31 protein-coding genes are annotated in these 24970 nt (G+C 28.1%); 14 read left to right on the top strand and 17 right to left on the bottom strand.

Annotated elements, in window-relative coordinates:
- Positions 1–60: 60 nt before the first annotated feature.
- Complete coding sequence (locus ABXT53_RS06795) at positions 61–612, top strand: septation protein A (RefSeq protein WP_415278195.1); 552 nt, start codon at positions 61–63, stop codon at positions 610–612.
- Positions 605–949, top strand: a complete 345-nt coding sequence (locus tag ABXT53_RS06800) for a DUF2794 domain-containing protein (RefSeq protein ID WP_415290448.1) — start codon at positions 605–607, stop codon at positions 947–949. The genes ABXT53_RS06795 and ABXT53_RS06800 overlap by 8 nt, the downstream gene beginning before the upstream one ends.
- A 5-nt stretch (positions 950–954) precedes the next feature.
- Here the strand turns inward: ABXT53_RS06800 and ABXT53_RS06805 are convergent, their stop codons facing one another.
- A complete protein-coding gene (locus ABXT53_RS06805; protein WP_415290449.1) occupies positions 955–1716 on the bottom strand; it encodes a Bax inhibitor-1/YccA family protein in 762 nt (253 codons plus the stop codon).
- Positions 1717–1776: 60 nt separating this feature from the next.
- On the opposite strand from ABXT53_RS06805, the gene ABXT53_RS06810 reads away from it, so the two are divergent.
- Genes ABXT53_RS06810 through ABXT53_RS06840 form a run of 7 tightly spaced genes read left to right on the top strand, consistent with a single transcriptional unit; the run spans position 1777 to position 7169 of the window.
- Positions 1777–2814 (top strand): aldo/keto reductase, encoded by a 1038-nt coding sequence (locus tag ABXT53_RS06810; RefSeq protein WP_415290450.1) that lies wholly within the window; start codon positions 1777–1779, stop codon positions 2812–2814.
- Positions 2805–3311: an invasion associated locus B family protein gene (locus ABXT53_RS06815; protein WP_415290452.1), complete on the top strand. Its 507-nt coding sequence runs from the start codon at positions 2805–2807 to the stop codon at positions 3309–3311. The genes ABXT53_RS06810 and ABXT53_RS06815 overlap by 10 nt, the downstream gene beginning before the upstream one ends.
- A gap of 4 nt (positions 3312–3315) precedes the next feature.
- Positions 3316–4503 carry an argininosuccinate synthase gene (locus ABXT53_RS06820; RefSeq protein ID WP_415290453.1) on the top strand — a complete coding sequence of 396 codons (1188 nt, stop codon included), beginning with the start codon at positions 3316–3318 and terminating at the stop codon, positions 4501–4503.
- 4 nt (positions 4504–4507) lie between these two features.
- Positions 4508–5125, top strand: a complete 618-nt coding sequence (locus ABXT53_RS06825; protein WP_415290454.1) for a DsbA family oxidoreductase — start codon at positions 4508–4510, stop codon at positions 5123–5125.
- Positions 5126–5181: 56 nt separating this feature from the next.
- On the top strand, positions 5182–5640 hold the full coding sequence (locus ABXT53_RS06830) for a hypothetical protein (RefSeq protein WP_415290456.1): 459 nt from the start codon (positions 5182–5184) through the stop codon (positions 5638–5640).
- Positions 5640–6020 carry a phosphate-starvation-inducible PsiE family protein gene (locus tag ABXT53_RS06835; protein WP_415278203.1) on the top strand — a complete coding sequence of 127 codons (381 nt, stop codon included), beginning with the start codon at positions 5640–5642 and terminating at the stop codon, positions 6018–6020. Before ABXT53_RS06830 ends, ABXT53_RS06835 begins: the two co-directional genes overlap by 1 nt.
- 6 nt (positions 6021–6026) lie before the next feature.
- Positions 6027–7169, top strand: coding sequence for an FAD-binding domain-containing protein (locus tag ABXT53_RS06840; RefSeq protein WP_415290458.1), 1143 nt, complete (start codon positions 6027–6029; stop codon positions 7167–7169).
- Here the strand turns inward: ABXT53_RS06840 and ABXT53_RS06845 are convergent.
- Genes ABXT53_RS06845 through ABXT53_RS06870 form a run of 6 tightly spaced genes read right to left on the bottom strand, consistent with a single transcriptional unit; the run spans position 7166 to position 10898 of the window.
- Positions 7166–7774 carry a MarC family protein gene (locus ABXT53_RS06845; protein ID WP_415290459.1) on the bottom strand — a complete coding sequence of 203 codons (609 nt, stop codon included), beginning with the start codon at positions 7772–7774 and terminating at the stop codon, positions 7166–7168. The genes ABXT53_RS06840 and ABXT53_RS06845 overlap by 4 nt on opposite strands.
- Before the next feature lie 35 nt (positions 7775–7809).
- Complete coding sequence (locus ABXT53_RS06850) at positions 7810–8532, bottom strand: type 1 glutamine amidotransferase (RefSeq protein WP_415290461.1); 723 nt, start codon at positions 8530–8532, stop codon at positions 7810–7812.
- Between the two features lie 3 nt (positions 8533–8535).
- Entirely contained in the window at positions 8536–8952 is a 417-nt protein-coding gene (locus ABXT53_RS06855; protein WP_415290463.1) for a YqaA family protein, read from the bottom strand.
- Positions 8949–9071 (bottom strand): DUF2256 domain-containing protein, encoded by a 123-nt coding sequence (locus ABXT53_RS06860; protein ID WP_271515548.1) that lies wholly within the window; start codon positions 9069–9071, stop codon positions 8949–8951. The genes ABXT53_RS06855 and ABXT53_RS06860 overlap by 4 nt, the downstream gene beginning before the upstream one ends.
- A 1-nt stretch (position 9072) precedes the next feature.
- On the bottom strand, positions 9073–9402 hold the full coding sequence (locus tag ABXT53_RS06865; protein ID WP_415290465.1) for a hypothetical protein: 330 nt from the start codon (positions 9400–9402) through the stop codon (positions 9073–9075).
- 5 nt (positions 9403–9407) lie between these two features.
- Entirely contained in the window at positions 9408–10898 is a 1491-nt protein-coding gene (locus tag ABXT53_RS06870; protein WP_415290467.1) for a cryptochrome/photolyase family protein, read from the bottom strand.
- Between the two features lie 27 nt (positions 10899–10925).
- On the opposite strand from ABXT53_RS06870, the gene ABXT53_RS06875 reads away from it, so the two are divergent.
- A complete protein-coding gene (locus ABXT53_RS06875) occupies positions 10926–11636 on the top strand; it encodes an SDR family NAD(P)-dependent oxidoreductase (RefSeq protein WP_415290468.1) in 711 nt (236 codons plus the stop codon).
- On the opposite strand, the gene ABXT53_RS06880 is transcribed toward ABXT53_RS06875, so the two are convergent.
- On the bottom strand, positions 11633–12487 hold the full coding sequence (locus ABXT53_RS06880; protein WP_415278214.1) for a heparin lyase I family protein: 855 nt from the start codon (positions 12485–12487) through the stop codon (positions 11633–11635). The two genes, ABXT53_RS06875 and ABXT53_RS06880, sit on opposite strands and share 4 nt — an antisense overlap.
- Positions 12488–12557: 70 nt before the next feature.
- On the opposite strand from ABXT53_RS06880, the gene ABXT53_RS06885 reads away from it, so the two are divergent.
- A complete protein-coding gene (locus tag ABXT53_RS06885) occupies positions 12558–13622 on the top strand; it encodes a PQQ-dependent sugar dehydrogenase (RefSeq protein WP_415290469.1) in 1065 nt (354 codons plus the stop codon).
- 2 nt (positions 13623–13624) lie between these two features.
- Here ABXT53_RS06885 and ABXT53_RS06890 read toward each other — a convergent pair whose 3' ends face one another.
- Genes ABXT53_RS06890 through hemC form a run of 6 tightly spaced genes read right to left on the bottom strand, consistent with a single transcriptional unit; the run spans position 13625 to position 18561 of the window.
- Positions 13625–14677 carry an MBL fold metallo-hydrolase gene (locus ABXT53_RS06890; protein ID WP_415290470.1) on the bottom strand — a complete coding sequence of 351 codons (1053 nt, stop codon included), beginning with the start codon at positions 14675–14677 and terminating at the stop codon, positions 13625–13627.
- 31 nt (positions 14678–14708) lie between these two features.
- Complete coding sequence (locus tag ABXT53_RS06895; RefSeq protein WP_415290471.1) at positions 14709–15554, bottom strand: bifunctional 5,10-methylenetetrahydrofolate dehydrogenase/5,10-methenyltetrahydrofolate cyclohydrolase; 846 nt, start codon at positions 15552–15554, stop codon at positions 14709–14711.
- An 8-nt stretch (positions 15555–15562) separates the two neighbouring features.
- Entirely contained in the window at positions 15563–15853 is a 291-nt protein-coding gene (locus tag ABXT53_RS06900) for a YggT family protein (protein WP_415278218.1), read from the bottom strand.
- Positions 15850–16935, bottom strand: coding sequence for a mechanosensitive ion channel family protein (locus ABXT53_RS06905; protein WP_415290472.1), 1086 nt, complete (start codon positions 16933–16935; stop codon positions 15850–15852). The genes ABXT53_RS06900 and ABXT53_RS06905 overlap by 4 nt, the downstream gene beginning before the upstream one ends.
- 2 nt (positions 16936–16937) lie before the next feature.
- The gene (locus ABXT53_RS06910; RefSeq protein WP_415290473.1) at positions 16938–17636 is read right to left on the bottom strand and encodes a uroporphyrinogen-III synthase; all 699 of its coding nucleotides are present in this window, start codon (positions 17634–17636) and stop codon (positions 16938–16940) included.
- Position 17637: 1 nt separating this feature from the next.
- Positions 17638–18561, bottom strand: a complete 924-nt coding sequence (gene hemC / locus ABXT53_RS06915) for a hydroxymethylbilane synthase (RefSeq protein WP_415290474.1) — start codon at positions 18559–18561, stop codon at positions 17638–17640.
- A 59-nt stretch (positions 18562–18620) separates the two neighbouring features.
- On the opposite strand from hemC, the gene tsaD reads away from it, so the two are divergent.
- Positions 18621–19694 (top strand): tRNA (adenosine(37)-N6)-threonylcarbamoyltransferase complex transferase subunit TsaD, encoded by a 1074-nt coding sequence (gene tsaD, locus ABXT53_RS06920; protein ID WP_415290475.1) that lies wholly within the window; start codon positions 18621–18623, stop codon positions 19692–19694.
- Positions 19695–19754: 60 nt separating this feature from the next.
- On the opposite strand, the gene ABXT53_RS06925 is transcribed toward tsaD, so the two are convergent.
- From ABXT53_RS06925 to ABXT53_RS06935, 3 genes are read right to left on the bottom strand one after another with little or no spacing between them, the layout of a single operon-like run.
- Positions 19755–20693 (bottom strand): methionyl-tRNA formyltransferase, encoded by a 939-nt coding sequence (locus tag ABXT53_RS06925; protein WP_415290477.1) that lies wholly within the window; start codon positions 20691–20693, stop codon positions 19755–19757.
- Positions 20686–21321: a PIG-L deacetylase family protein gene (locus ABXT53_RS06930; protein ID WP_415290478.1), complete on the bottom strand. Its 636-nt coding sequence runs from the start codon at positions 21319–21321 to the stop codon at positions 20686–20688. The genes ABXT53_RS06925 and ABXT53_RS06930 overlap by 8 nt, the downstream gene beginning before the upstream one ends.
- A complete protein-coding gene (locus tag ABXT53_RS06935; protein WP_415290480.1) occupies positions 21314–22282 on the bottom strand; it encodes a hypothetical protein in 969 nt (322 codons plus the stop codon). Before ABXT53_RS06935 ends, ABXT53_RS06930 begins: the two co-directional genes overlap by 8 nt.
- Positions 22283–22790: 508 nt before the next feature.
- On the opposite strand from ABXT53_RS06935, the gene ABXT53_RS06940 reads away from it, so the two are divergent.
- Both ABXT53_RS06940 and ABXT53_RS06945 read left to right on the top strand, forming a co-directional pair.
- Positions 22791–24158 (top strand): sulfatase-like hydrolase/transferase, encoded by a 1368-nt coding sequence (locus ABXT53_RS06940; protein ID WP_415290481.1) that lies wholly within the window; start codon positions 22791–22793, stop codon positions 24156–24158.
- Entirely contained in the window at positions 24148–24954 is an 807-nt protein-coding gene (locus ABXT53_RS06945; RefSeq protein WP_415290482.1) for an FkbM family methyltransferase, read from the top strand. Before ABXT53_RS06940 ends, ABXT53_RS06945 begins: the two co-directional genes overlap by 11 nt.
- The last annotated feature ends 16 nt before the right edge of the window (positions 24955–24970 follow it).

A 24970-nucleotide genomic window follows, 5' to 3' on the forward strand; every position in this document is an offset into this window, starting at 1 on the left:
TTAAAAATAAAAATCAATAAAAAACATTTATATTTTTTTTAATATGTTAATATCTGTCAAGTGAATAAATCTTTTCTTAAATTTGCCACAGACTTTGGGCCTTTAGCTATATTTTTTTATTATTATTATAACAATGATAAGAACCTGGCAGTTGCAATTCCTCCACTTATAGTTGCAACATTAATTGCACTAATAGTTGTTTGGTTTTTTGAAAAAAAAATACCTATGATGCCTTTAATAAGTGGTGTCTTAATTACATTTTTTGGTGGTCTAACAATTTATTTTAATGATCCAGTTTTTCTTTATGTAAAACCAACAATTATTAATATTTTATTTGCCCTTGCTTTATATTTTGGAAAATATTTTACAAATGAGCCTGTTCTTAAAAAGATTATGGGTAAATCAATTGCCCTAACTGACATGGGTTGGGAATTACTAAACAAAAGATGGATGTATTTTTTCTTCTGCCTTGCAATCCTTAATGAATGCGTCTGGAGAACACAAACAGAAGAATTTTGGGTTAACTTTAAGGTTTGGGGAATGCTGCCAATAACCCTTGTTTTTACAGGCTTTCAGATATCATTAATTAATAAACACAAACTTGATGAATAGAAATTTAAAGCTAGTCGTAAATAACCCTCACAAACAAATAGAAGAAAGACAATTTTTTGAAAAAAATGAACTTAAAATTATTTTAGACCTTTATGCAAAAAAGGTCTCTGAGGGATCTTGGAAGGACTATGGTTTAAATATTTCTAACAGACAGGTTAGCTTTAGTGTTTTTAAAAATGCAGCAGAGAATGCTTTATATAAAATTTGTAAAAACTTTAAACCCAGCAATAAAAACCTAAAATATTTAATTACCGATTCTAATAGTAAAGTTTTAAAAAATTCTTTTGATCTAGAGATTTTACTTAAAAATACTAATTGGAAAAACCTTAAGAAATAAAAAGGCTACCGTCTTTGTCCAAATAATCTTAACAACATTATAAATAAATTTATAAAGTCTAGGTAAAGAGTTAAAGCACCCATTAAAGCTTTTTTACTCATCAACTCGCCTGTATCACTTGATACATACATGTTTTTAATTTTTTGAGTATCATAAGCAGTCAGGCCTACAAAAATTAAAACACCAAGAATTGAGATTACAAAATCCATCATTGAAGATTTTAAGAACATGTTAACAACTGATGCAACAATAATACCAATTAAGCCCATCATTAAAAATGATCCTAATTTTGTAAGATCTCTTTTAGTTGTGTAACCATAAATACTCATTGCACCAAAAGTAATAGAAGTAATAAAGAACACTCTAGTGATACTCGCTCCAGTATAAACTAAGAATATTGAAGATAGTGATAGCCCCATTAAAGAAGCAAAAACCCAAAAAGTTGTTTGAGCAGCTGATGCTGACATTTTATTAATCCTAGCACTCATATAAAAAACTATTCCAAGTGGAGCAAGCATTACTACCCATTTAAAACCTGAAAGAAATATTGTGTTTCCTAAGCTTGTTAATGATGTAATTGATCCGTTAGCATCTGTTACTACAGATAGTTTGAAAAATATTAAAGATATAAGTCCTGTTAACAAAATACCTGAAGCCATATAGTTGTAGACTTTTAACATGTAGGCTCTTAAGCCCTCATCCATTACTACTGTTGATTGTTGGGCTTCTTTTACTTTGTTTAGCAAATTTTGTTTATTGAATATCATGACTTATATATAATAGCCTTTTACTATTATTTCAAGATGTCTTAATAAGGCTTAATAATTATGAATTATAAAAAACTAGGAAATACTGATTTAAAAGTAAGCACTATTTGTCTCGGCACAATGACTTGGGGTGAACAAAACTCTGAAAATGAGGGTTTTGAACAGATGGATTATGCCTTGGATCAAGGTGTGAACTTTTGGGATACTGCAGAGCTTTATGCTGTTCCGCCAAAAGAAGAAACTTATGGTCACACTGAAATTATAATTGGTAATTGGTTTAAAAAATCAAACAAAAGAGACAAGGTTATTTTAGCAACTAAAGTTGCTGGACCTATGAGGGCTTATTTAAGAGGTGGTGGAAATAATTATGGAATAGAGAAAATAACTCAAGCTGTAAATGATAGTCTAAAAAGACTTCAAACAGATTACATCGATCTCTATCAACTTCATTGGCCAGAGAGAAATACTAATTTTTTTGGAAAATTAGGTTATGAACATGATGACAGTAGTGAGTGGAATCAATTTGAAGATGTCTTGGGTAACTTACAAAAATTTGTTGATGCTGGTAAAATTAGAGAAGTAGGTTTATCCAATGAAACACCTTGGGGTGTCTCTAAGTATCTAAAGTTATCAAAAGAAAAAGGGCTTCCAAGAATGATGTCAATTCAAAATCCTTATAATCTATTAAATAGGACTTATGAAGTTGGCCTTGCTGAAGTTTCTGTAAGAGACAAAATTGGTTTATTAGCCTACTCTCCTTTAGCAAGTGGCTATTTATCTGGAAAATATAGAAACAATCAAATGCCAAAAAATTCAAGAATTGAACGTGATGGTAGTTTTTGGACTCGGTATGAAAAACCCAACACTAATAAAGCAGTAGATGCATACTTTGAAATAGCTAAAAAACATAACCTTGATTTAACTCAAATGTCTTTAAAATTTTGTGAAATACAGTCTTTTATGACAAGTGTTATTATTGGAGCAACTACTATGGAGCAGTTGAAAACCAACGTGGAAAGTGTAAATATAGATTTAACTGATGAAGCAATTAAAGAAATAAATGAAGTACAAACAATTTACCCTAACCCATGTCCATAATTAGAAATTTTATAATCTTAATTCTTGTAAGCTTGTTTTCTGTTAGTGCAAACTCACAAGAAGTAAAAAAAGTTGGTAAATTTAAAGATTGGGAAGTAATGGTTATAGTTGAACAAGCTGGTAAGGTTTGTTTTGCTCAATCAGCTCCAGTATTACAAGCTCCAAAATCTAACTTGAGAGAAGCAAGGATGTTTGTTTCTTTTAGACCAAGTGAAAAAATAAGTAATGAAATAAGCATTACTGGTGGCTATGAATTTAATAACAAAAATTCTATCACAGCTAAGTCTGGTAAGTCTAAATACAAATTTGATATTGCCCAAGAAGGATTTGCTTGGATTGCTAATACTAAAATTGAAAATAAAATGATTAAGACCATGAAGAGAGGATCAAGAATAATGATCACTGGTTATAATCAAAAAGGTTCTCAAACTATAGATCACTATTCATTGTTAGGTTTTACTAAAGCTTATAATGCTGCAAAAACTAGCTGCAGTTAATTAAATGAAACCTAAAAAAAAAATTGTTCTCGCATATTCAGGCGGACTAGATACTTCTATTATTTTAAAATGGCTTCAAGAAAATTATGACGCAGAAGTTATTTGCTATACTGCTGATGTTGGTCAAGAAATTGATAGAAAAAAAATTATAAGAAATGCCAAAAGACTAGGCGTTAAAAATATTATTATTGAAAATCTAAAAGATATTTTTGTAAAAGATTATGTTTTTCCAATGCTCAGAGGACATGCAATTTATGAGGGGGTTTATTTATTAGGTACTTCAATTGCAAGACCCTTAATTGCAAAACGACAAATTGCTGCTGCTAAAAAATTTGGAGCCTATGCTGTTTCACATGGTTCAACTGGCAAAGGAAATGATCAAGTAAGATTTGAATTAGGCTATCATTACTTCGGTCCAAAAGTTAAAATTATTGCACCCTGGAGAATATGGAAATTAAACTCTAGAACAGATTTAATTAAATATGCAAAAAAGAATAATATTCCAATTCCAACAGATAAAAAAGGTGCTCCTCCTTTCTCTATTGATGATAATTTATACCACACATCAACTGAAGGTAAGGTTTTAGAAAACCCAAAAAATTCAGCCCCTGAATTTCTTTTTCAAAGAACGGTATCTCCTGAAAAAGCTCCCAACAAAGCTTCATTTGTAACTATAGGATTTAAAAATGGAGACCCAATAACGGTTAATGGTAAAAAATTATCACCTGGAAATTTATTAGAAAAACTTAACGATGTTGCTGGTAAAAATGGAATAGGTAGAGTTGATCTAGTTGAGAATAGATTTATTGGGATTAAGTCTAGAGGTGTTTATGAAACACCTGGTGGAACACTATTAATGTCTGCTCATAGAGCAATTGAATCTGTTACTTTAGATAAAGAAACTATGCATAAAAAAGATGAGATTATGCCTAAGTATGCTGAACTTATTTACAATGGTTATTGGTACTCAAAAGCAAGATTTAAACTTCAAAAAATTGTCGACCTTAAAAGGAATAAAGTAAATGGATCTGTTAAGTTAAAATTATACAAAGGTAATATCACCATAATGTCTAGACAGACAAAAAGTAATGCCTACTCCATGAAAAAAGTTTCTTTCGAAGAAAATAAAACTTTTAATAAATCAAACGTAGAACAATTTATTAACTTTCATAAACAAAAGCTTCGTTCATAAGTTAATGAAAATAAAGATATTTGCTGACACAATTTGTGGGTGGTGTTTTATTGGTCAAGCAAGATTAAATAATGCATTAAAAAATTTTCCTGAAACTAAGTTTGAGATAGAGCACATCCCATTTCAATTAAATCCTGACATGCCAAAAGAAGGAATTGAAAGAAACAAATACTTAGAAATAAAGTTTGGCGGAAAAGAGTTTGCTCAACCAATGTACGATCAAATGACTAATGAAGCTAAAAAGGAAGATCTTAATTTTAATTTAGATAAGATAAAGAAAACACCCAATACAGTATTTTCTCACTTATTAATAAAATTAGCTGAGCAATCTAATGTACACAACGAAATTAAAGAAAAGATATATCAATCATATTTTATTAAAGGTCTTGATATTGGAGATAAAGAAATCTTAATTAATATTGGAAAAGAATTTAATATTAATGCAGATGTAATTAATGATTTTTTTAATTTAAAAAATATTGAAGAAGTTAATTCATACATTTCAGTTGCAAGAGAAAAAGAAGTTAATGGAGTGCCTTTCTTTGAAATAGGAACAGATTTTATTTCAGGCGCCCAAAGCTCTACAAATTTAGAAAGTGCAATAAAGTCCAATTTAAGCTAAAAATTAAAGGACACTTTATCCTTTGCCTTTAACGTATAAATATCTATTCTGGTTATATGGAAGCACTAAAAAATTGGATGATAGATGCAGCAAATATTTTATTTGATGATAGTAAAAACGACCTAAGATCTTTGCCAAGATCTGTGAGATTACAAATTTTATTAGTTCTAAGCTTTGTTTGGACAACTGTTTTTAGTTTATATATTTTTTCTTATACAACTTTTGCCTTTGGTTGGGCTGGTCTTTACATAGCACACATTGGACTTATTTTTGCAGTCTATATGACTTTTAAACATTTTCATAAAGCAGAAGCACTCTCTAGCAGTGTATTTAAAACTAAAAATTTTGATCCATTTAAAATTATGGTTATTGTTTTTGTCATTGTATTTATTTTTGTATTCTCTAAGGGAATAGAGATTTTAACAAGTCCCAACCCTAGTTCTTATTCAATTCCTTATGATGGTCCATCAAAATCAGTGTTTGAAAAATGGCTACCATTTAGTAAAGATAAGTAATGGAAAAAATAGCAAAAAATTTACAGCTTGCATTAATGTGCATTATTTTAGTAAGCACTGTAATTGCTGTTGGTATGGAAATTAAAAATATGTTTCTAAATCAATCTGTAACATTGGCAGATTTACTTTTAATGTTTCTTTATTTGGAAGTTTTAGCAATGGTTCGAGTTTTTTGGGACCAGCAATCAATTAGCATAACTTTGCCTCTTCTAATTGCGATAACTGCCCTGGCTCGATTTATTATATTGCAAGGAAAAGAAATGGATCCATCAGCATTAGTTTATGAAGCTATAGCCATAGTTCTAATTGCATCTGCAATAGTTATTCTTAGATTAAGACACAGTGATAAATTAGGTCTAAAGAAAAGAAAATCTAAATAGTTTAATATGATATTTGGAGCTTCAAGGGCTAAAGCCGTTGATCAATTAGATAATTTTATAGAACAAAATCTTACAGATTATTCAAAACTAAGAAATTTTGATTTTGGACCTGATAATAGATCTAATATTTCTTGTTTATCTCCCTATATAACTCACGGAATAATTAATGAATTAGAGGTAATTGATAAATCCCTTAAAAAGTTTTCATTTGTAAAAAATGAAAAATTTATTCAGGAAGTAATGTGGCGAGTTTATTGGAAAGGTTGGCTAGAATTAAGACCCAATGTTTGGTCAGATTACTTAGTAGAATTAGGTAAAGTTAAAGATGAATTTAAAAACAATCAAAGTTATTTAGATGCAATTGAAGGAAAGACAAATGTAGATTGTTTTAATCAATGGGTAATTGAACTTAAAGAAAATAACTATCTTCATAACCACACAAGAATGTGGTTTGCGAGTATTTGGATATTTACTCTAGAATTACCATGGCAATTGGGGGCTGAATTTTTTATGCAACATCTTTACGATGGTGATGCTGCATCAAACACTCTTGGTTGGAGATGGGTGGCTGGAGTTCAAACTAAAGGCAAACATTACCTCGCGAGTGAATGGAATATTAATAAATTTACAAACAATAGATTTAAAAACATAAAACTTAATGAAAATGCCAAGCCTATATCCAGTGATAAAATATATTCTGTTACCAATAAGAGCTTTGAAAATTCTGAGATTTCTGAAGATAAAACTTTATTGATATTTGAAAATAATATGACATTTGAATTTTCTGATTTTAAAGAACATAAATTTAAAAAAATTTTGTTAGTCTCAAATGATACAAATAGAACTATCAAATTAGGTGAAAAAGTGTCGAAATTTAAAGCTAATCTTTTAGAAGATCAAAAAATAAGATTAGAAGAAAAATCAATTAATTGTGAAACTGTTAACATTAATAATTTAAAAAATATTACTGAAGATGTTTATGCAGTTTATCCAACTGTTGGTGAAAACTTAGATTTTATTCAAAATAATCAATTAAAAAATATTAAATTTTTATATAGAAAGTTAGATCGGTTTTCTTGGCAATATTGCAATAAGGGGTTTTTTAATTTTAAAAATTATATTCCAAAAATTATTGCTAATTTTAATTAAGCTAAAAAGGTTTTGATACCATCTAAAATATATTGAACACTTAATCCAACAAGAATAATAGCTACCACTCTTGAAATAACTCCAATTATTTTTTTATTTATTATTTTAGAAAATTTTGAAGCTATAAAAAAAATTATAAAAGTTAAAAATAAAACAGATACTAGTGCAATCATTCCTGCACTCTGATTGGTAAAATTAGTTCCAATATCTGAGACAGAAACTATTACTGAAGTGATAGCGGCTGGCCCTGCAATAATAGGTGTTGCTAAAGGAAAAACACTAACGTTATCTGAATTAAGATCTATATCTTCTTCTTTTCTTTGTTGACGCCTGTCAAACAACATTTCTATTGCAATAATTAATAAAATTATTCCTCCACCAATTGTGAATGCTGGATAAGAAATATTTAAATAACTTAGTAATGAACTTCCAAGTAATGCAAAAAACAGCAATATGATTGAAGCTATTATTGTTGCACTTAATGCTATTCTTATCTTTTTGTTTGTATCCATATTTTGAGTAATACTTAAAAACAATGGGGTGTTCCCCAACGGATCTATAACGATAAAATATAGAAAAAAAGTTTGAATAAAAATCTCTGACATCTTGTTTGTGTATCTTTTTAAAATGATATTACAATTTAAATTAGAATTTTTTTGAAATTTTCGTAGAGTGTTTTTGAATAGTTATTCATATCAGTCATATTATTTTTTGCAGCTTGATCAAATTTTTCTAATGCACCCTCACCTAATTGATCCTCAAGAGCTTTTTTATACTCAGGCACACAGCCCCACTCATTAACTGTTGTATCTTTAATCTCAATATGAAACTGAATTCCATAAGCATGATTTTGATATTTAAAAATTTGATATTTAGTTACAGGTGATGAAGCTAATAAAGTAACATCTTTATTGTTATCTATTCCTTGGACCTCATAAGAATGCCACTGTAAACTTTTAATTTGCTCTGGAAATTTTGAAAATAAAATATCTTCATTTTTTTCTTTAGTAAAATTTATATCCATTATTCCAATTTCTGCTGGATTAGATTTTACTACCTTGCCACCTACAACTTCTCCTAATAACTGACAGCCTAAACAAAAGCCCAGGTAAGGCTTCTTTAAATCAATAACAAATTCTTTAATTGCTTTTTTTTCTTCAATTAACCATGGGTATTCTTGCTCCATAAAAGTATCCATTGGACCACCCATACAAAACATTCCATCAAATTTATTTAAATCACTTGGAATTTTTTCACCTTCATCCAACTCAATCGTGATTAAGTTAAAGCCATCAGCTAACATTAAGTCTTTTATATAGCCAGGATCTTCGATTTTTATATGCTGTAAAACTATTATATTCATTGCTTAACCAATTAAATAGAAGACAACAAGGTACCTACTTACTTTTCCAATTGCCACTAAAATAATAAAATCTAAAAATCGAACTCTTAATAAACCTGCCACTAGTGTAAGAGGATCTCCAATAATTGGAACCCAGGCAAATAATAATGACCATTTACCAAATTTACTAAACCATTTTGAAGAGTTTTCTATTTGTTTGTCTTTAAATGGAAACCACTTTTTTGTAGTAAGATTTCTTGAATAAAATCCTAAGACCCAGTTAATAACTGATCCCAAAACATTCCCAAAACTTGCAACAATTAACAATAATAAATTATCGTAATTTGATGTTGCAATTAATCCTGCCAATGTAAGCTCAGATGAAAATGGTAAAATGGTTGCAGCTAAAAAAGATATAGTAAATAATGATAAGTAAATCACTTAGAACACTTCTTAGAACAGTACTTTACTTTATCCCAATTTAACTTCCATTTCTTTCGCCATACAAAAGGTCTTTTGCAAACAGGGCATATTTTTGATGGTAAATTATTTTTCTTCAATTTAATATTCTTTATAATTTTTTTGCCAAAGTCCTATAGCTTCTTTCCAAGATGGTATTTGATCACCTTCATATCCATAGGTTGATCCAGTTGCAATTGATCTAAAATTTTTCATTGCTTTTGCATGTACCTTACTTGTTAAATATTGAATCATCATATTTCTATCTTTCCATGCTGTTATTGTGTGTTGATAGCCATTTACTCTTTTTGTTTCACAAAATAAATTACCTTCTGCTTTTTGAGCTGCTCTAAAGGCTGGTATTGTGAGTATCCAAAACTTTATTTCAGATAAAAAATTTTTTGTTTTTAATCCTGTAATTGAAATATGCATATAATTTAATTTGTATTTAATTTTATAAACTTGTCAGCTTCAGATAAAATCATTTTCTTTCTTTCATCTTTCATTTTATCAAAAACATAAACCATCATTGATAGTCTGGGGTTCTTTAAAAAAAACTTTCTATTTTTATCTATAAATCTCCAGTACAGGCCATCCATCGTATTGCACCATTCCCCTTTTTTAAAATCCATCATTTTCATAAAATAACTTGATCCACAAATGTATGGTTTCGTTGCAAAAATACCTCCATCACTAAATAAGCCCATTCCATAAACATTGGGAACCATCACCCAGTCAGATGAGTCCACAAACATCTCCATAAACCATTTATAAACATAAGTTGGTTTCACCTCACAAAGGTTCATGATATTGGATAAAATCATTAACCTTTCTATATGATGAGACCACCCATGATTAACAGCATTTTTAATTGCATGATCTAATGGGGGTAAACCCGTTGTGCCCTCATACCAAGAGTTTTTCATTTTTCTTTCATGTTTGAAAAAATTTTTAGTTTCCATTTCATGAGAGTAACCTTGATAAATTCCACGCATAAATTCTCTCCAGCCTATTATCTGACGAATATAACCTTCGAGCGAGTTCATTCTAATTTTGTGTTTTTTATGAAATTCTAAAATTTTTTGAATAATAATTTCAGGAGTTATCAATCCTAAATTAATATACGGACTTAACGCGCTATGAAATAAAATATTATCTTTTTGATTAACAGCATCTTCATAGTCACCAAATAAATTAGATTTTTCTTTAATAAAGAAATCTAAAAGTTTTACCACATCATTGTATTCTGTTGCTAACCAAAAATCATTTGTACTTCCAGGATGATCTTTAAATAATTTTTCAATAATTGGTTTTAATTTTTTAGTATGATTAGTTTCGTTAATTTTTGGAAATTTTGGTATTGATATATCTTTTGGTAATTTATTTCTATTATCTTCATCAAAACTCCATTTACCTCCAATAGGGTTTCCATCTGCTCCCATTAATATTCCAGACTTTTTACGAACCTCTTTATAAAATGTTGCCATAAAAGGTTTTTTTGTTTTTGCTAAATAACTTTTAAACTCATCTCTTGAGTTTAAAAACATTGGAGTTTGAACAATATTCCAGTTAATTTTTTCTTTTTTTAAAAATTGCAAAATTTTCTTTTCAAAAAATTTATCTTCAACCTCAAAGCTTGAAATTTCAGTAATTTTTTTTTTATCAATGATAATTTTTAATTTCTTGAAATAAGTGTCTTTAAAATCCTTGTCCTCAATTTTAGAATATTCAACTTTGTATTTATTCACCTTAAGCATATCTGCATATGACCTCATAGAAGATAGAAATAGCACTATCTTTTGCTTATGATGCTTTTCATAAGTACATAGTCCATAGTCTTCTGCCATGTAAAAAGAGTGGTCCTTTTTGAAGCGGTCTACGTATTTTAATGGAAATAATTGATTGCCAAGTATAAAAAACAATTTCATAGTTAAATATAACTAAATAAAAATTATATGTCAGAAAAATATCTTATTTTTGGTGCGACAGGTTCTGTAGGCTCTAGCTTAGCTGAACAATTAAAAAATTCAGGCAATGATATTCATCTAGTTGCAAGAAATGAAAGTGAAGTTAAAGCAATCGCAGAAAAATTGGGTTGCTCATATACGGTTGCCGATGTTTTAGAAGATGGGTTTATAGAAAAAGTAAAATCAGATATTAATGAAATCAAAGGGGTCGCTTACTGTGTAGGATCTATTGATTTAAAACCATTAAGAATGGTTACTGAAGCAGATATGAATAAATGTATGAAACTAAACCTTTATTCAGCAATTGAAGCTATAAAAGGGTTTCAGGAAAGTTTAAAAAAGAACAAAGGCTCAGTAGTTTTATTTTCAACTGTTGCCGCTCAAAGAGGTTTTACTAATCACACAATTATTGCTTCTGCTAAAGCTGCAGTTGAGGGGTTAACTGTTACACTGGCTGCTGAGTTTGCTCCACATATTAGGGTAAATTGTATTGCACCCAGTTTATCAAAATCTAAAATCGCAGAACCAATGTTAAAAAATCCTGCGATTGCGGAGGGTATTGCTAAAGCACATCCTCTTAAAAGATTGGGTGAAGGAAAAGATTCCGCAGCACTTGCAAAATTTTTGATTACTGAAGATAGTTCTTGGATTACTGGGCAAGTAATTGCCGTTGATGGTGGAAGATCTAAATTATCTTAATCAACAGGTTTAAGCTTTGGATTTATATTGACATCCACTTTTTCAATTGAATTTCCTCTTCTAACTTCATCATAGAAAACAATTTGAGTTGGCATTTTGCCGTCGTTACGTTGTTTGTATCTACTAATAAAGCTACGATATATACCATGTTTAAAATATATTTCTTTTGGTTTAAAAAAAATTGGAGATTTTAAGATTTCCACTTTCTTGATGCCATCTACCCATGCATCCATTCTTTTATTTTTAAAATCTAAACAAAAAGAGATATCCGTCCAAACTTCTTTCATATCTTTTAAGGGTTTTAATCTATGATATCTTGACTCATCAATAACATTTTTTGCTGAACCACTAAGTTCATGCCAATTAAAAAACAAATATCCTTGGCGTGCCCCAATTTGAATTAAAGGTGGATAAGAAGGAAGACCACCAGCAGTTCCAGATGGGCCACCTTTTTGGTGCACTTGACCCAAATCTGTATTTGTGGGGTAAACATCAATAAAATCTTTAGATAGCATCAAGCTATATCCATAACATTTTATATTTTTAGGACGTTGTGATGGCTTTCCTGAAAACTCAACTCTTTCTCGATTAGTTTTACAATCATTCCAACCATCATTTCCAAAACAATCACCATCTCTTACTTCAAATCGTTGATAATATTTTCCAGCACGTGCTTTTGTTTTATCTTTGATGTATTGAAAGTTATAATCGTTATGCCCCATAGAATTCTTATGAAACTTAAATCCACTTTTAGAACTTGTTTTTAAAACAAATTCACGATCTTCATTTATAAAAGTTCCAGAAATGGCTAAAGTTGGAATTAATAAAAAAATAATTAATAATTTTTTCATATTTGAATAATAAGATAATAAAGTACAATATTCTTTTAAATCGAACAATCTTGAATTATAAAAATTTACTATGAAAGCCTTATTTTATTTAGTTTTTTTATTAATTTTTTCTTCATCAAATAGTTATTCTGAAAATTATAAATTCACTAAAATAATAGAAATAAATGAACCTTGGGGGTCTTCATTTATTAATGATAATGAAATCATTATTACTGAAAAAAGTGGAAAAATTAAAATTGTTAATGTTGTTTCAAAAGAAGTTATAGAGATTAAACATAATGTTAATTTTTTAGAAGTCGGCCAAGGTGGCTTATTAGATATTATTTACCAAGATAATACTCTGTGGATTTCTTATTCGGAAGATAGGGGAGATTCAAAAACAAGTACATCAATTGCAAAAGCACAATTAAATAACCAAGAATTAGATTTTAAAAATATTTTTCAAGCAAATCCTCCTATAGATTCAGGTTATCATTTTGGTTCAAGATTGGTGATTAAGGGTGACTATCTTTATGCATCAGCTGGTGAAAGAGGCGAAGGTATGATTGCTCAAGATCCCACGAAGCATCCTGGTAGTATTATTAGAATTCATACTGACGGCAGTATTCCAAAAGATAATCCAAAATTTGAAGGTAAGAAAAACTGGTTACCCGAAATTTATCAAATAGGTGTTCGTAATCCACAAGGTTTAACACTCTCCGATTATGATGGAAAAATATACTTAAGTAATCACGGAGCAAGAGGTGGCGATTGGTTTGGAGAGGCTAAAAAAGGAGAAAATTATGGATGGAAAATTTTAGGCTGGGGAGGAAAAAATTACTCAGGAACAAAGATAGGTCCTAAATGGAAACCAGGTTTTACTAAAGCAATTCAATATTGGGTACCTTCAATAGCTACTAGTGCTATTACAATTTACAAAGGAAATGAGTTTAAAGAATGGAATGGGCATGCGCTAGTTACTTCTTTAAATGATAAATCTTTAAGAAAATTAATATTTAATGATCTAACTAATGTTAAAGAAGATCTTGTATTTAAAAATAATGTTGGAAGAATAAGAGATATTCAAGTTCATCCTTCTAATGGTAAAATATTTTTCTTAAGTGAAAATGCTTTATGGTTAATGGAAAAAAAATAATCTTAATTTGATAATATATTTTTTAATGAATTTATCTCTCCAATTTTAAAGATAATCGCATCATCTTTTTTAAAACCATATTTTTCTGCACTAGCTTTAAATCGTACAGGTGGCTCCATAATGGGCTCTAGAGATAAAACAAAGGTTCCCCAGTGTGTTCCCATAACCTTTTTACTTCTTAAATCTTTAGCTACATTTAAAGCTTCTTCTGGTGTTGTGTGATAAATTGATTTATCAAACATAGGCTTAAAGTCATATGCTCCAATATTAATCATTGTTAAATCAATTGGACCATATTTTTCACCTAATTCTTTATAAATATTTCCATAGCCAGTATCGCAAGCAAATAAGATTTTTTTACCCTTATATTCAATTAAGAAATTACCCCAAAGTGTTTTATTCATATCTGTTAAGCTTCTTTTAGACCAATGGACAGCTGGGAGTAATGTTACTTTTAGATCCTCATTAACTTTAATTTCTTCGTACCAATCCATTTCATTTACATCTTTAAATTTATTTTTTGTAAAGTATTTTCCAAGATTTAGAGGAGTTAAAACTTTTGTATCTTTAAACGGATACTTTCTAATAGTTCCCATATCTTGATGATCATAATGATTATGTGTTAATAATAATAAATCGGTCTTTGGAATTTCATCTAAATTTAGGGCAGGCTCTGTGAATCTATCTGGGCCAAAAATTAAAGGTCCTGCATTTTTTGAAAATACAGGGTCAGTTATAATTGTTGTATCTCCAAGTTTGATTAAGTAAGTAGCATGACCAATCCAAGCAATATAATCTTCATTTTTATACTTTTCTAAATCAGATAAAACTTTCTCCTTAGCTACAACATGTTCTTTTGGAACAGTCATGTCTATTTTCTTTTTCAATTCAATGAATTGTGTGTATGAGAACTTGGCTTGACTAGTTCTAACTGGCGATCCTTCTGGATTTCTAAAAGTTCCATCTGGTAAATGATGATAAGGTTTTTTTTTCATAGCAATTATTGAAGAGTTATAAATAATAATTGAGAATAAGAAAATTAAAAATCTTACCATTTATATTGATAATTTTTATTTTTGAGATCTTTTATTTTTGAGATCTTTTAAAACACTCAATAGTATTTTTTAGCAAGCAGGCAATAGTCATTGGCCCTACCCCACCTGGAACAGGTGTTAAAGCTTTTGCAACTTTTGAAACTTCTTCAAATGCTACATCTCCAACTATACCGTTTTCAGTTTTATTAATCCCAACATCAATTACGATTGCATCTTTTTTAACCCAGTCTGCTTTTACAAGTTCAGGAATACCAACTGCTGCAACAATAATATCTGCCTCCAAACATTCTGCCTTTAAATCCTTGGTTTTTGAATGAGTTATCGTTACCGTACAATTTTCTTTTAAAAGTAATTGTGCCATTGGTTTACCATTTAAGTTTGATCTGCCAATCATAACAGCTTTTTTTCCACTTAGATTTGGTTCAATTTTTTTAATCATTAAATAACATCCTAAGGGAGTACAAGGTACTGAGCTTTCATATCCTGATGAAAGATTACCAACATTCATTGGGTGAAACCCATCAACATCTTTACCTGGCAAAATAGTTTCAATAACTTTTTGCTTATCAATATGTTTTGGTAAAGGCAATTGAACTAAAATTCCCGAAATACTTTCATCTTTATTAAGTTCTTCAATTTTATCTAATACTGTTTTTTCTTCCACAGTCCCTGGGTATCTAATTACTTCAGATTTTAACCCCACTTCATTCGCAGCTTTTTCTTTCATACGAACATAAATTTGGCTAGGAGCCATATCTCCAATTAATATTACTGTAAGTCCTGGAATTTTATTATGCTTAGCCTTTAATTCTACAACTTCTAGCCTTAGCTCTTCTCTAAGCTCAGCTGCTATTTTTTTTCCATCTATTAAGATCATAAATTTCCCTAAAAAATCATTGGTGCAATGTAGAGTTTCATACACATTTCTATAAACCAAATCAACAACAGTAGTACTACTGGTGCAATATCTAATGATCCTAAGTTAGGGAGAAATCGTCTTATTCTATTAAGCATTGGCTCAGTTAATCGGTAAGTCATTTCTAATATTGAATAAACAAACCTGTTTTGAGTATTTATAATGTTAAAGGAAACAAGCCAGCTAATTACTACATTTGCAATTACCACATAAGAATAAAGCTTTAATATTTGAAGAGCTAAGTAAAAAATGGCTATCATTTCTTTTCAATATAAATTGACTGACTCGGGAAAGCAAAAGCTGCACTATTTCCTTCTACAATTTGTTTTATTTCAATTGCGAGTTTTTCTTTAACTTCCAACCATGTAGCAAAACTATTAGAAGTAGTAAAACATCTAACTCTCATATCAATAGAGCTGTCTGAAAATTTTTCGATTCTTACTGCAATTCCTACTGCTTTATCAAAATCATCACTTTTCTTTATATGATCTTCAATTTCATCTCTTATTTTTTTTAGCTGATCAACAGTAGTGTCGTATTGAAGTGTTATTGCCCAATCTATTCTCCAGTTAGTTGTCTCACTAATATTGATAACTGCGTTTTCAGCAAACTGAAAATTAGGAATAATTGCTAAAGATTTATCAAACTTTCTTAAAACTGTTGATCTAAAACCAATTTTCTCAACAATACCTTCAATGATACCTTCTACTAATATCCAGTCTCCAATTTTAAATCTTTTTTCTACTAAAACTAAAATTCCTGAAATCAAATTTTTAAATAAATCTTGTGCACCTAAAGCAACAGCAACACCAAATAAACCAAGTCCAGCAATAATTGGTCCAATTTTAATTCCCCAAAGTTCAAGAACAGCTGCTAACCCTAGAATAAAAATTAAAATCTTTAAGGATTTTATAATCCATCCCACTAACTCACGGGTTAACATTTTATCTAACCCACTTAAAATATAAGAAATTGGTTCAATAATTTGATGGATAACCCAGAATATTAAAATTGTAATTAATGTTCGATTAATTGTATCAACTATAGCTCTGCCATCATCTGCAAAAGACATATAATAACTTGCAATAAAGAAACCTAGAACAATTGGTAAAAATCTAGCTGGCCCTTCCATTGCATGGACGAAGGTGTCATCTAGTTTATTAGTAGTTCTTTTTGAAATTGCTTCTAATCTTTTAATAATAACTTTACTTATTATTCCTCTAAAAATTAAAAAAATAAAAAATATTCCAATACCAATTAGTATTTGAAAAATATCAACTCCACGAATTCCTTTAGACCAAACAGAAATAAACAGGTCACTAAAATTACTAAATATGTCCATAATTAAATTTTATATAGCAAAAATTCCTCTTCTCCAGGGTTAAAAAGAAAAATTTTTTTCCATTTAATTTCATTAAGAATTGAAGAGGTTTTTTCTCCAATGCACATCAAATTAGTATTCATCCACAAGGTTTCTAGCTGATAATTTTTAATCACTTTTAAAAAATTAATCGCACTATTTTGTGAATAAATATAAGTGATTTCAGGCGTTTTCAATTTCAGTTTTTCGATAAAACCTTCATCGTATTTTTTGATCGCGTTGGCTCTATAATTAATTAATCGTTCTATTGTGTACCCACTCGAAATAAGTTCCTTATCTAAATTGCTAGAGATTATTTCTCCACTTATATAAATTAACTTTCCTTCAGAAGATTTGAAATTTTGTAAGATTAATTCCTTAAGATTATTAACATTTCCCTCAGCTGCAAAAACATTTTGGAAACCAACACCTCTAGCTTTTTTTTCAGTGGCATCTCCAACACAAAAGCATTTTAATCTTTTATCAATGTTCTTTATATCCAAAAATTTAATAGCATTAGTACTGGTAAAAATAATTCCTTTAAACTCCGAATATTTGGGAGCTTCATATTTTAAACCTTCAATATTAATTAAAGGTAAATGAGATATTTCATGACCCAATGATTGAAATTTTAATATCATTTCATGACAATCTTCTAAGGGTCGTGTGAATAAAATATGCATATTATTTCTTGTAAGAATTATTAGATATCTTTTTAAGAGTTTTTCCCATCTCTATTCCCAATTCTTCTGCTTTATCTATATTTTCAGATGATTTTAAATGAAATCTTTTACTGCCATCTAACGAAAAAAGCTCTACTTCAACATTAATTTTATCACCCTCAATGCTTGCAAATGCTCCTACTGCTGTTTCGCAGTCTCCCTCTAAAACTTTTAAAATATTTCTTTCAGCTTTTATTGCGCTATGTGTTGATTGATGGTCAACTTGTTTTAATAGCTCAATTAAGTCTTCATCACTATCTCTACATTGCAAAGCAATAACTCCTTGTCCTGCGCACGGTATAATTTCTGAAGTAGAAAAAGTTTGAGAGATATTTTGATTTAATCCTAAAGAATCAATTCCAGCATAAGATAAGATGATTGCATCATATAAATTTTCGTTAAGTTTTCTTATTCTTGTATCAACGTTTCCTCTAATTAATTTACAATTAAGATCATCTCTTATTTTTTTAATCTGAAATTCTCTTCTAAATGAGGATGTTCCAATAATTGAACTTGAAGCTAAATCTTTTAGGTGTTTATTATCTTTGCTTATTAAAATTTCTCTTGGATCATTTCTTTCTAAAAAACAATCTGTTAAAAGTCCTTTAGTTTCTTCAGAAGGCATATCTTTTAATGCATGAACAGCTATATCTATTTTTTTTTCTAATAATTCAACCTCTATAGTTTTTGAGAAAAGTCCCTTACCACCTACTTCGGATAATCTTTTGTCTTGAACTTGATCACCCTTGGTTACAATTTCTTTAATGATTACTTCTTCAATTCCAAAATCTTTTGAATGTTTAAGAATTTTTCCTTTAGCTTTTTCAGCATAGATTAGTGCTAATTTGCTTCCTCTAGAGCCTATAATAATTTTTTTATTTTTCATTTAATTGCTTTATACTTCATACTTATATTGAGAATGTATTATTAATAAAAACTAATTTAATGAATAAAAAACCAATAATTTTAGGAATTGAATCAAGCTGTGATGAAACAGCTGCCTCTATCATAAGTGAAAATGAACAAGGCATGCCAACAATTTTATCAAGTATTGTTTCGAGTCAGGTAGATGTTCATAAAGAGTTTGGGGGAGTTGTGCCTGAACTTGCTGCAAGATCTCATATGGAAAAAATAGATTTAATCACAAAAAAAGCACTTGATGAAAGTGGAGTAAAAATGGAGGACCTAGATGCTATAGCTGCAACTGCAGGACCTGGTCTTATAGTCTGTCTATCTGTTGGCTTAAGTTTTGGAAAAGCAATGGCTTGTTCACTCGATAAACCTTTTATAGCTGTTAATCATTTAGAAGGACATGCATTAAGCCCAAAACTAAATACTGAGTTAAACTATCCTTACTTATTACTTTTAATTTCTGGAGGTCATACTCAATTTTTAAGTGTGCAAGGTTTAGGAAATTATAAAAGATTAGGAACAACTATTGATGATGCTGTGGGTGAGGCATTTGATAAAACAGCAAAGTTATTGGGTATAGAGTTTCCTGGCGGGCCACAAATTGAAGTATATGCAAAAAAAGGTGATCCAAATAAATATGAGCTACCCAAACCAATTTTTCATAAAGGTGGCTGCAACTTATCATTTGCAGGTTTAAAGACTGCAGTTTTAAAAATATCGAAACAAATAAAAACTGATCAAGAAAAATATGATCTTGCAGCATCTTTTCAAAAAACAATTGAAGAAATATTACATAAGAAAAGTAAAATTGCTTTTGAAGAATTTAAAAAAATGAACACAACAGTTAAAAATAAATTTGTAGTTGCGGGTGGTGTTGCTGCAAATAAAAGAATTAGAGAAGTTCTAACTAGTCTTTGTAAAGAAGAAGGTTTTGAAGCAATCTTTCCACCTATTAACTTATGTGGTGATAATGCTGCAATGATTGCTATGGTTGGATTGGAAAAGTTTAAACTAAAACTGTTTAGTGAATTAGATAGTCCCGCAAGACCTAGGTGGTCTTTAGATGCAGATGCTGTTTTTTTAAAGGGTGCTGGTGTAAAATTTTAATAAATAACCACAAACTAAATGACCACTATGTATAAAATAAATTCTAAAACTTGAAAATAACTAAAATTTTAATTCACCTGCCCACATCTCTGGAGCATCATCTACTTGAATTCTATTAAGTTTAATAATTTTATTTTTTTTAATACCAACTTTAACTAATAAAAAATCATTTTTATATTTTTCAAAATTTTTTTTTCTTTTCAAAAAATATATGACTTTTTTATCATACTCATTTCTCATAAGATAATTAGCTTCCCAAACAAATATTTTTTTTTTCTTATAAATGAAAAAAGCCCCAGGATAAGGTTGTGTAAGTGCCCTAATTTTATTTATAATTTTTTCTGGACTATCTTCTAACTTAAATTCTCCCTGTTCAGGAAATCTTTTTTTAAAATAAACAGCTTTATTTTTATTTTGTTTATTTTTTTTAAAAATACCTTTTGACCATTTATCGATATTTTCTCTAATCATAAGAGCAGATGTGGATGATATTTTATCATAAACAGTTTTAACATTGTCATTATTAGAAATTTTAAATAATTTTTGTGATATTATGGGGCCATCATCATATTTATTATTCATTAAAAAAAAAGTATCCCCCCATTTTTTTCTTCCCTTTATAATCCCCCAATTAACACAAGCAGCACCTTGACCATAAGGAAGTGGTGCTGGGTGTTCTCCAACACATCCAAATTTTGCTAATTTTAAAACTTTTGAGCTAAACTTTTGTGACCATCCTGATTGAATAATCAATTCTGGTTTAACTTTTTTAATCCAATTAATTGACTCTAAATGGTTAATATTGCTTATATATTTAATCTTTATCTTAAACTTTTTTTTTAAATCATTATAATTATCATAATTGGATTTATTTATTCCTAATTTGGGTTTTAAATTAATGACACCCACTAATTTTGTATTAATTAAATTATTTGTTAATATTTCTAATATAATTTGTCTTCCTACATTAGTGCATGCCACCACTAAAACTTTAGTCATCTAAACAAAATTTTATAGGAACGAAGCCTTCTGCATATTTTACACCTGCTGAGTAACCCCAAACTTCATTTCTTTTAATTGTCATTGAAAATAATTGATTATTTCTATTATGTTCTTTTTGATAACAATTAAGAGAGCTAATTTTTTTATTAATATTTTTTGTTATATCCACAAACATCGTTGGGTTAAATGGTTTGCTACCAGTATAAAAGTTACTTTGAAACATTAAAATATTCCTACAATGTCTAGCTGCTGTTTTACATATTTCAGAGCTGGCAATATGATCTTGATTTAAATCATTATCGTAATGAATAAAAATAGTATCAATTTTTTTATTTAAAATTATTTTCTCAATATATTGCATTAAATTTGTTTCATATTTTAATTTAGTACATTTTTTAATTTTTTTATTGGAAATTTCTGTAACACCTAAAATCTTACAAGCATTTTGACTTGAATTTTGTGATGTTTTATACTTTACATCTAATTTTAAATTTTTAGAAAAAGTAACATTATCTGTAAGTGTAAGTTTATAAACTTTTTTACTTTTAGAAAATTTATTTAATGTTCCACCAATAGCAAGTTCTACATCATCAAAATGAGCGCCTATTGCAAGAATATTATTCATGACTAAGGTATTCTTCATAACTTACTACCTCTTTTGTTTTGGGATGTAAAAGTTTAATTTCTTTTGGTATAACATCAAAATCTTTATCTGGAAAATCTTTTTTATCTATAATAAGTCTATACCCATCTAAATAAGCTTTCATTAAAATATCTGGATCGTAAAAGGCACACTGATTAACAACAAGTTTTTGAACATTATTTGCCTGAAAACCGGCTGCAGTTCTTTGTACTGAGGTCATACCCCTTTTAAAAAAACCTCTAAAACGAGCCTCCCAAAGACCAACTGCCTCGAGAGTTATGGGATTGTGATAGTAAAATGGTTTTAAGAATTTTTCTAAATCTTTTTTTCTATATACTGTTCCCTCAATGGTAAAATTATATTTCCAAGAATGTTCTGCAAATTTATCATATAGATCCCAACTTAAAAAATTAGTAGTTTTACTATTAAAATATTTAACTTTCATTTCTTTATTTAATTTGTGGTGGTCTTCGAAATGTACTCCTGAGAAAAATCTAAAAAAAGATTTATGATTCTTTTCTAATAAATTTAAGGCTTCATCTGGTACAATTGTTTCTTTAAAAAAAATTTGGTCATCTGGAACAAAAGTAATGAAGCTATTTTCAGAGTCGACAATTATTTTTTCAAGTACTTCTTTAAAATTACCCTTATCTTGAAACATAATTTTCCACCTCATAAACCACAAAAAATTTAATGGCCATAAAAAATATTTATATTTTTTGCTAAAAAAATTTATATTTTCTTTTCTTTTTATAAAATTAACTTTTCTATTTGACCATTTATTTATTAACATGTCATAAGATTCTTCATGTTTCTTAGATAATTGATAAATCACATTAATTGTATTTGATTTATTATAAAAATTTTTAAAAATACTTTCTAAAACTGCATCTAGAATTATGGCTCTATTGTATGTAAAAATTATTGTTTCAATTTTTTTCATTATATTTATAATATTAACTATAACATAAACTTTCATAAATATTAAAAACTCAAAGCACTCTATGCAAACAATTTCTAAGAAAATAATATTTTTACTATTATTTTTGATTGTGCCAAACACTGCATATGCTTATGTGGATCCACAGATATTTGCATTAATCTGGCAATCAATTGTTGCTTTTATCTTTGCATTTATAACTTATTCAAGATTCATTCTATTAAAATCATCAAACTATATAAAAAATATATTTTATTATGCACAAAAATTAAAAATTAATTTTATTACAAATTATTTTTTTATTTTTTTATTATTGATAATACCAATTTTGCAAATCACTTCAAAAAATAGAATTTATTTTAATTTCTTGAATTATGTGCAGGCTTTTTTGATAATGCTGACAATATTTTTAATTATCTTTGTATTAATTTTTCTGGTTTTACATCTATTGAAATTGAATAAAGATTCTACCATTTATCTTGCGATAACAACAATTCTTATATCCTATTTTATGAATTCTTTTGAAGGATATATAATTTCAAATTACCTAAGCTATCCAGGTAAGATTGGTGGAGGAGTAATTTATTTAAGAATAATATCACTAATTACTTTTCCAATAATTATTTGTTCTATTCTATTTTTTTTAGTAAAAAAAAAGATTCAGAATATAAAAGTATTCTTATTTTCTTTTATTTTTTGCTTAACAGTAATCTCTATAATAAATTTTTCAAAAAATATTCCACCACATGCAACTCAAGCAAAAGATAATTGGAAATTCGAAAAAGCAAATTATAAAAAAGTAAAAATTGAAGATAATATATTTTTTATAGTTGCTGATGCTTATATATCTCAAAAATATTTTAATATTTTATACCCAAATCAAGAAAATATATTGTTTGATACCCTTAATAATAAAAATTTTTACTTAAAAGAAAACTCATTTTCTAGTTATCCAAGTACTTTATTGTCTTTAGCCAGTATATTTAATTCGAATTATTTTAATGACCCTAACGATGATGATTATAGAAAAAATATAAGAAATTTAGATAATGGATTGGATAATAGTTTTTTAATTAATGCTTTAAAGAAGAATAATTATAATCAAAATATAATTTCTTGTCACTTTAAATACCAAACAAGAAAAAAATATTGTAAGGATCACTTATCATACACTTCATTACTTGGTGATTTGAGTATCGTGGAAGCTATCTATTTTTATAATTCTTTTAATAGTGTATTCAGACATTCTAAAAAAAAGATTAGATCAGTTTTTATCAATCTTTTTCCAAATAATAAATCAACGTTAGATGAAAATAATAATAAAAATGATACAATTTTAAAATTTTTAGATAAAAAAATAAAAGTTGTAAAAAAAACTAAAAATAATTATTTTAATATAGTTTTGAAAGTTCCTCATGCACCATTTGTTGTAAATAGTAATTGTTCTTGGAAAAATATTCCAGATTATGAAGATACAGTTAATATTACATTAATTAAAGATGAAGAAACTAGGGTTAAAGGTTATATTGATAATGTAAATTGTGTAAACAGTCACTTGATAAAGTTAATTTCACTTATTGAAAGGTATGACGATGAAGCAATTATAATTTTATTAGGTGATAATGGTTCACACTTAAAACCATTTAAACACTTAAAAAATCTTAAGTTAATAAAGTCTCCTAATATGAAGCTTTTAAGAAAATATGATAGAAATGGTGTACTATTGTCAGTAGGTGGTGGAAGTAAATGTTTAAAAAATAATGAAATTAAAAAAATTAACCACCCAAATTTATTTAGGATAATATTAAATTGTGGTGATAAAAAAATAAATAGCCTGATAAATTATCAGGTAGAAGTGGAGAGTGTTTTTGTTCAATAAAAACTTCGATCAAAAAATAAGAGAAAAAGAGAGAAAATTAAGAAAAGTTACATTTTTTGGTTATGCATATTTAATACTAACAATTATAATAAAAAAATTATTTAGTACATTTAATATAGAAATTAAAAAAAAACAAAAAAATTTTGATGAAATTTATTTATATTTCATAAAAAAAACCCCATACATTTTTGATGTTGGTGCAAATACTGGACAATCAATTAAACGTTTTAGAAATATTTTTCCAAATTGCATTATTCATTCTTTTGAACCTGTGAAAGAGTGCTTTGATTCAATTAAACTAAAGTATAATGAAAAAAATATAATATTAAATAATTTTGCATTAGGAGAAAGTAATAAAAATAGAAAATTTAATCATAATACACTTACATATACGTCGAGTTTTCTTAACATTAATAACAAAAATAAAAATAGTTTTTTATATGAAAAAGAAAAAAACAATAAGCCAAAGGTAAAAATCGAAAAATTAGATCACTATGTAAAACAAAACAATATTAAAAATATTGATATTTTAAAAATTGACACTCAGGGGTACGAAATTAAAGTCTTGCAAGGAGCAATGCATCTTTTAAAAAAAAGGGGGGGGATTAAATTTATTGAACTTGAGGTTACAATCCAAGATATTTATATTAAAAGTCCAAATCTTTTTGAAATTGATTTTATAATGCACAAGAATAACTTTATTCTTTATCAATTAGGTGAGTTCTCAAGTGAAAATATAAATAACAAATTAACAGGTTTTGATGCTTTATACATAAATTCCTTGCTAGTTAAATAAAATAGTAAATTCTGTA

Source organism: Candidatus Pelagibacter sp. Uisw_136 (genome assembly GCF_047720275.1).
Lineage (GTDB): Bacteria > Pseudomonadota > Alphaproteobacteria > Pelagibacterales > Pelagibacteraceae > Pelagibacter.